Genomic DNA, 6,049 nt, shown 5'->3' with positions numbered 1-6,049 from the left:
AGCAAGAATGTTCGGTGGCTTCGCGCCTTCCTGTGAGGCAAAAAGCGCCTCTGCGTCAGGAGCTCCATCCCCCTCACATTCTGAACGAGCCGCTTCCACTTTATATGAAATCCAGCTCCAGCGGCAAGAATGTTCGGTGGCTTCGCGCCTTCCTGTGAGGCAAAAAGCGCCTCTGCGTCAGGAGCTCCATCCCCCTCACATTCTAAACGAGCCGCTTCCACCTTATATGTTACCTACGTTTTCTGCTTAGTCCCATTGCGTTTTCTACTTTGCGTAGTTGTTTGAATGCAACGCGGTTTGCTTTTTCTGCACCTTTGTCTAGAATTTCGTCTAGTTCTGGTGAGTTGATTAGTTCGTTATATTTGTCTTGGATTGGACGAATTGCTTCTACGACTACTTGCGCTAGGTCGCCTTTGAAGTCGCCGTATCCTTTTCCTTCGTACATTGCTTCAATTTCTTCAACTGTTTTTCCAGAGAATGAAGAGTAGATTGTTAATAAGTTAGAGATACCAGGTTTGTTTTCTTTATCAAATTTCACAATACCTTCAGAGTCAGTAACAGCACTCTTAATTTTCTTTTCAATTGTTTTTGGTTCATCAAGCATACTGATCATTGATTTTGGATTCGGATCAGATTTACTCATTTTCTTCGTAGGTTCTGTTAATGACATAACGCGAGCGCCTACTTTTGGAATACGAATTTCAGGAATTGTGAACACTTCACGGAAGCGTTTGTTGAAACGCTCTGCTAGGTCGCGTGTTAATTCCATATGTTGCTTTTGGTCATCACCAACTGGTACGATTTCAGTGTTGTAAAGTAAAATATCAGCAGCCATTAATGGTGGATACGTAAGTAATCCAGCTGGAACTGAATCTCTACCCGAAGCTTTATCTTTATATTGCGTCATACGTTCTAATTCTCCAACGTAAGCAACAGATTGCATGATCCATCCTAATTGAGCGTGTGCTGGTACTTCTGATTGTACAAATAAAGTAGCTTTTTCAGGATCGATGCCGCATGCTACATAAAGTGCAGCAAGACTGCGGATGTTTTTACGAAGTCCGACGGGATCTTGAGGTACTGTAATCGCATGTTGGTTTACAATACAGAAATAACAGTCGTGTTCATTTTGAAGCTCTGTAAACTGCTTCATTGCGCCTAAATAGTTTCCAAGTGTAATCGTTCCACTTGGCTGAATACCAGAAAAGATAACTGACATAAGTAATTCCTCCTAAAATTGAATGCGTGATGGGGGGGAGAGAAGGCAAACAAAAAAGCCCATTCATCCCAAAAACTATAGGGACGAATGGACCGCGGTACCACCCTAATTATTTCACTACTGTGAAATCTCTCTAATCCATAATAACGTTAGGATATAACGCCAAAGCCTACTACTTTCGGTTCGGTTTGGTGCTCAAAAGCCCATTCCATACTGTACAATTACTTGTTCACACCAACCACAAGCTCTCTGAAATTGCCTCAATATGTACTCTTCTTTATCATCGCATACATATAAATTTATTTATTGTTACTTGAGCTCTTTTAATATGAAAGAACTAAAGTTTTATAACAAAATGTTTTGCTGATTATTATATCATATGGGATAGTGTTTGCAAACTACATCAAAATAGTAAAGCTAATAAGGGTCGAGAACAACCCAAGGAAGATACCTGTAATACAAATTGGATATGTCCATTTGAATGAATATGTTTTATAAATACGTTCTTTCTTATCTGTAGGTTCCTCGACTTCTTCAATTAAAGAGTCAATCTTTTTGTTCGTACCAAATACTCTTTGGAATGCGTAAATGGTTACATTGAAAAAACCATTTTGAAATATGTATAAAAAACCGCCGATAAGAATAAAAAACAGTGCAATATAAAACAAAATGTTGACAAAGTTCAACAAAAATTGAGATGAAATGAGGAATGCACCAATACTAGAAGCAATCATCGCTATAAAAATTAGTATACAAGTATGAAAAAAAACTTTATTCAAAATATTCCCCTCCGTCAAAATATTACTAGAATTATTATACTATAAAAGCTATAATAAGTACTAGGATTAATTTTTTGAAAATTATACGCAATTAAAGGTCTGATTTTAAGATGATGGTAGCAATGTTAATGTATCCCTTTACGAAAAATTAAAAATATAAATATTTTATTAAAAATTTTAACAAAAAAACAAAAAACTATATTCACAATTGTTATATTATATGTATAATGAAAATTGTAGAAACTTGGAGATTATTCTTTCAATTCTACTTTTTAACAAGTGAGGGTACAGGAAGTGCAATTAGGGGAGGCAACACAACATGAAGAAAAAGATACCGTTATTACTTGCATCAACTTTAACTGCAAGTATGTTGCTTAGCGCGTGTAGCTACCAAAAAGATGACGCAAAAGCAAAAGGGAAAGAGAACGCTACGAGTAGTAGTAACGGAAAACAGATTCTTAATTTAACAGAGTTATCTGAAATTCCGTCAATGGATGCATCATTAGCATCTGATTCTTCATCTTCTACAGCATTAAATAATACGATGGAAGGTTTATATCGTATTGGCAAAGATCAAAAGAGAATGCCTGGAGTTGCAGAAGATGTCGAAAAGCTAGATGATGGGAAGAAATACATATTTAAATTAAGAAGAGATGCGAAATGGTCGAATGGGGAACCTGTAACAGCTAAAGACTTTGTGTATTCATGGAAAAGAGCAGTAAATCCAGATACAAAAGCAACGTATTCATACATTATGTTCGATATTAAAAATGCAGAGAAAATTCATAAAAAAGAATTACCTGCTGACCAATTAGGTGTAAAAGCGATTGATGATTATACATTAGAAGTAGAATTAGACAATCCCGTTCCTTACTTTATCGATTTAACAGTTTATCCAGTATTTTACCCACTAAATGAAAACTTTGTAAAAGCACAAGGTGATAAATTTGGTTTAGAGGCAAATACAACATTATATAACGGTCCATTCGTTATGAGTGATTGGAAACATGAACAAAGTTTCCAATTCAAGAAGAATCCTTCATATTGGGATAATAAAACGGTTAAAATCGAAGAAATCAACTTTAATATTGTAAAAAATACAGCAACTGATGTAAATTTATATGAGACAAACGCGATTGATCGGGCGGCTTTAACGTCTGAATTTGTTGATAAGTTTAGAAAAAGCCCAGAGTTCCAAACAAGAAAAGAGGCAGGGGTTGCTTACTTAAGATTTAATCAAAGTAATCAGTACTTAAGTAATAAAAACTTAAGAAAAGCAATTTCAATGTCCTTTGACCGTGATAACATTGCAAAAGTTATTTTAAATAACGGCGCAATTGGAGCTTACGGATTTGTTGGAAAAGATTTCGCTGAAGGTCCAAATAAAAAAGATTTCCGAGCTGAAAATGGAAAGCTAGTTGAAACAAATCCAAAAGAAGCAAAAAAGCTTTGGGAAACAGCGAAGAAAGAGCTTGGAACTGATAAAATCGAACTAGAATTCTTAAACTTTGATAATGAAGATGCTAAAAAAGTTGGGGAATTCTTAAAAGGTGAGATGGAAAAGAACTTACCAGGTTTATCAATTAAAATTAAACAGCAACCATTCGCACAAAAAAATAAATTAGAAGATTCTCAGCAATATGATATTGCGTTTGGTATTTGGGGACCAGATTTCCCAGATCCAATCTCATATTTAGATATGTTTGTTACGAATGGTTCTCAAAATAAAACAGGGTATTCTAATCAGAAATATGATGAGTTAATCCTAAAAGCTAAAACAGATACAAAAGATTTACAAGCTCGCTGGGACAACCTTCTAGAAGTAGAGAAGATGTTAATTAAAGAGGATGCAGTTATCACTCCAATCTTCCAAAAAGGTTCAGCGTATGTAGTAAAAGGTGCCGTAAAAGATATTATCCCAATTAACTATGGTGGTAAATTAACTTACAAATGGGCATCTGTTGAACAAAAATAATCTTTTTTTTCCATCGTTTACAAGGGTATATGCCTATGATGGGCATATGCTCTTATTTTAAAAAAATAAAAGTAAGAATATTTTAAACTATCTTATTGCTTTTGAGAAAAACGGGGAGGTGCTTGACTATGGGACGTTATGTATTAAAACGTTTCGTGTACATGGCTTTGACATTATTTTTAATTACTACAATGACTTTCTTTTTGATGAAATTACTTCCGGGTTCTCCGCTTAAAAACCAGGAGAAGCTATCACCGGCACAAAAAGAAATCATTCTTGAAAAATACGGATTGAATGATCCGGTACCAGTTCAATATGCACGTTACTTAGGTAACTTAGCAAAAGGTGATTTAGGGGTATCATTCCAATATGATAACCGCCCAGTAACAGACATGATTGTGGATCGTATTGGACCATCAGCCCAATTAGGTTTACAAGCGATTATATTAGGAACATTTATCGGTTTAATTTTAGGTATTGTTGCCGCACTTCGTAATAATACGTGGGTAGATTATAGTGCAACAGTTATTTCGGTACTCGGAATGTCGGTACCATCATTCGTATTCGCCGCATTACTGCAATATTTCGTAGGGGTAAAACTAGGCTGGTTCCCAGTAGCATTCTGGAAAGGACCAGAGTTTACTGTAATGCCTACAATTGCATTATCGATGGGAGTTATCGCGACAATCGCACGTTTCTCTCGTGCAGAATTAATTGAAGTTATGCAAGCCGATTACATTTTAACAGCGAAAGCGAAAGGAATTAGCCAAGGCGTTATCATTGTCAAACATGCACTTCGTAACGCGTTAATTCCAGTTGTAACAATTTTAGGACCAATGGTTGCGGCATTAATTACAGGAACACTTGTTATCGAGCAAATTTATGCTGTACCAGGACTTGGGGAACAATTCGTTAAATCGATTACTTTAAATGACTATACAGTTATTATGGGAACTACGATTTTCTATAGTGCGATCTTCATTTTAGTTATTTTCATTGTCGATATTTTATACGGAATTATTGATCCTCGTATTCGTTTAGCGGGAGGGAAAAAATGATGAAAGATGTACAAAAATTATCTCCAGATTTATTTCAACAAGCCAATCAAAATAATGTTGATAATGAAGTCATTGCCCGTCCAAGCTTAACGTTTTGGCAAGATGTAAGAAGACGTTTATTCCAACATAAAGGTGCGATGCTTGGCCTTGTATTGTTAGTTATCATTGCGCTATTAGCGATTTTTGGACCGATGGTAAGTAAACACTCGTATAAAGAGCAAGATTTAGGTCGTGCGAAATTACCACCAAAAATTCCAGTTATTGAAAATGTTCATTGGTTACCATTTGACGGTACAGATCAATATGGTGTTGACCAATATGAAAAACGTGATATTAAAGAGTACTTCTGGTTTGGTACAGATGACCTTGGCCGTGACTTATGGACAAGAACATGGGAAGGTACACGCGTATCATTATATATCGCTCTTTTAGCGGCAGCAATTGACTTAGTAATTGGGGTTGCATACGGAGGTATTTCAGCATTCTACGGCGGTAGAGTAGATAACATTATGCAACGTATTATGGAGATTATTAACGGTATTCCATACTTAATCATCGTTATTTTAATGGTAATCATTATGGGATCTGGTATTTGGTCAATTACACTTGCGATGGCGATTACAGGTTGGATAGGGATGTCGCGTATTGTTCGTGGACAAATCTTAAAATTAAAAAACCAAGAATATGTATTAGCATCTCGTACATTAGGCGCAACAAATACACAATTAATTGTGAAACATTTAATTCCAAACGTAATGGGACCTATTATCGTAATGACGATGTTTACAATTCCATCAGCGGTGTTTGGTGAAGCGTTCTTAAGTTTCATCGGTTTAGGAATTCAGCCACCATTTGCGTCACTAGGTTCTCTTGTAAATGATGGTTATAAATCTATTCAAACGTATCCGCATATGATGTTCATCCCTGCGGTTGTCATCAGTATATTAATTTTAGCGTTTAACTTAATGGCAGACGGATTACGCGACGCGTTAGATCCAAAAATGCGTAAGTAAAAGAG

At 35.8% G+C, this 6,049-nt stretch carries 5 protein-coding genes and 1 other annotated feature; of the genes, 3 read left to right on the top strand and 2 right to left on the bottom strand.

The window, feature by feature from the left end:
• Positions 1 to 229 precede the first annotated feature (229 nt).
• Both trpS and ACK1U5_RS12600 read right to left on the bottom strand, forming a co-directional pair.
• A complete protein-coding gene (gene trpS, locus ACK1U5_RS12605; RefSeq protein ID WP_000110985.1) occupies positions 230 to 1,219 on the bottom strand; it encodes a tryptophan--tRNA ligase in 990 nt (329 codons plus the stop codon).
• Between the two features lie 76 nt (positions 1,220 to 1,295).
• Positions 1,296 to 1,512 (bottom strand) — a binding site (T-box leader).
• Positions 1,513 to 1,617: 105 nt separating this feature from the next.
• Positions 1,618 to 1,998, bottom strand: coding sequence for a DUF3899 domain-containing protein (locus tag ACK1U5_RS12600; RefSeq protein ID WP_001044997.1), 381 nt, complete (start codon positions 1,996 to 1,998; stop codon positions 1,618 to 1,620).
• Positions 1,999 to 2,317: 319 nt separating this feature from the next.
• Here ACK1U5_RS12600 and ACK1U5_RS12595 point away from each other — a divergent pair, with 319 nt between their 5' ends.
• The 3 genes from ACK1U5_RS12595 (at position 2,318) to opp3C (ending at position 6,044) form a co-directional block, all read left to right on the top strand.
• Entirely contained in the window at positions 2,318 to 3,973 is a 1,656-nt protein-coding gene (locus ACK1U5_RS12595; RefSeq protein WP_000727219.1) for a peptide ABC transporter substrate-binding protein, read from the top strand.
• A gap of 128 nt (positions 3,974 to 4,101) precedes the next feature.
• Positions 4,102 to 5,031, top strand: coding sequence for an oligopeptide ABC transporter permease (gene opp3b / locus ACK1U5_RS12590; RefSeq protein ID WP_000534172.1), 930 nt, complete (start codon positions 4,102 to 4,104; stop codon positions 5,029 to 5,031).
• On the top strand, positions 5,028 to 6,044 hold the full coding sequence (opp3C, locus tag ACK1U5_RS12585; protein ID WP_000974106.1) for an oligopeptide ABC transporter permease: 1,017 nt from the start codon (positions 5,028 to 5,030) through the stop codon (positions 6,042 to 6,044). The genes opp3b and opp3C overlap by 4 nt, the downstream gene beginning before the upstream one ends.
• Positions 6,045 to 6,049 lie beyond the last annotated feature (5 nt).

This window comes from Bacillus sp. XB1 (assembly GCF_053557995.1).
This window is presented reverse-complemented; position numbering and strand designations above follow the sequence as displayed.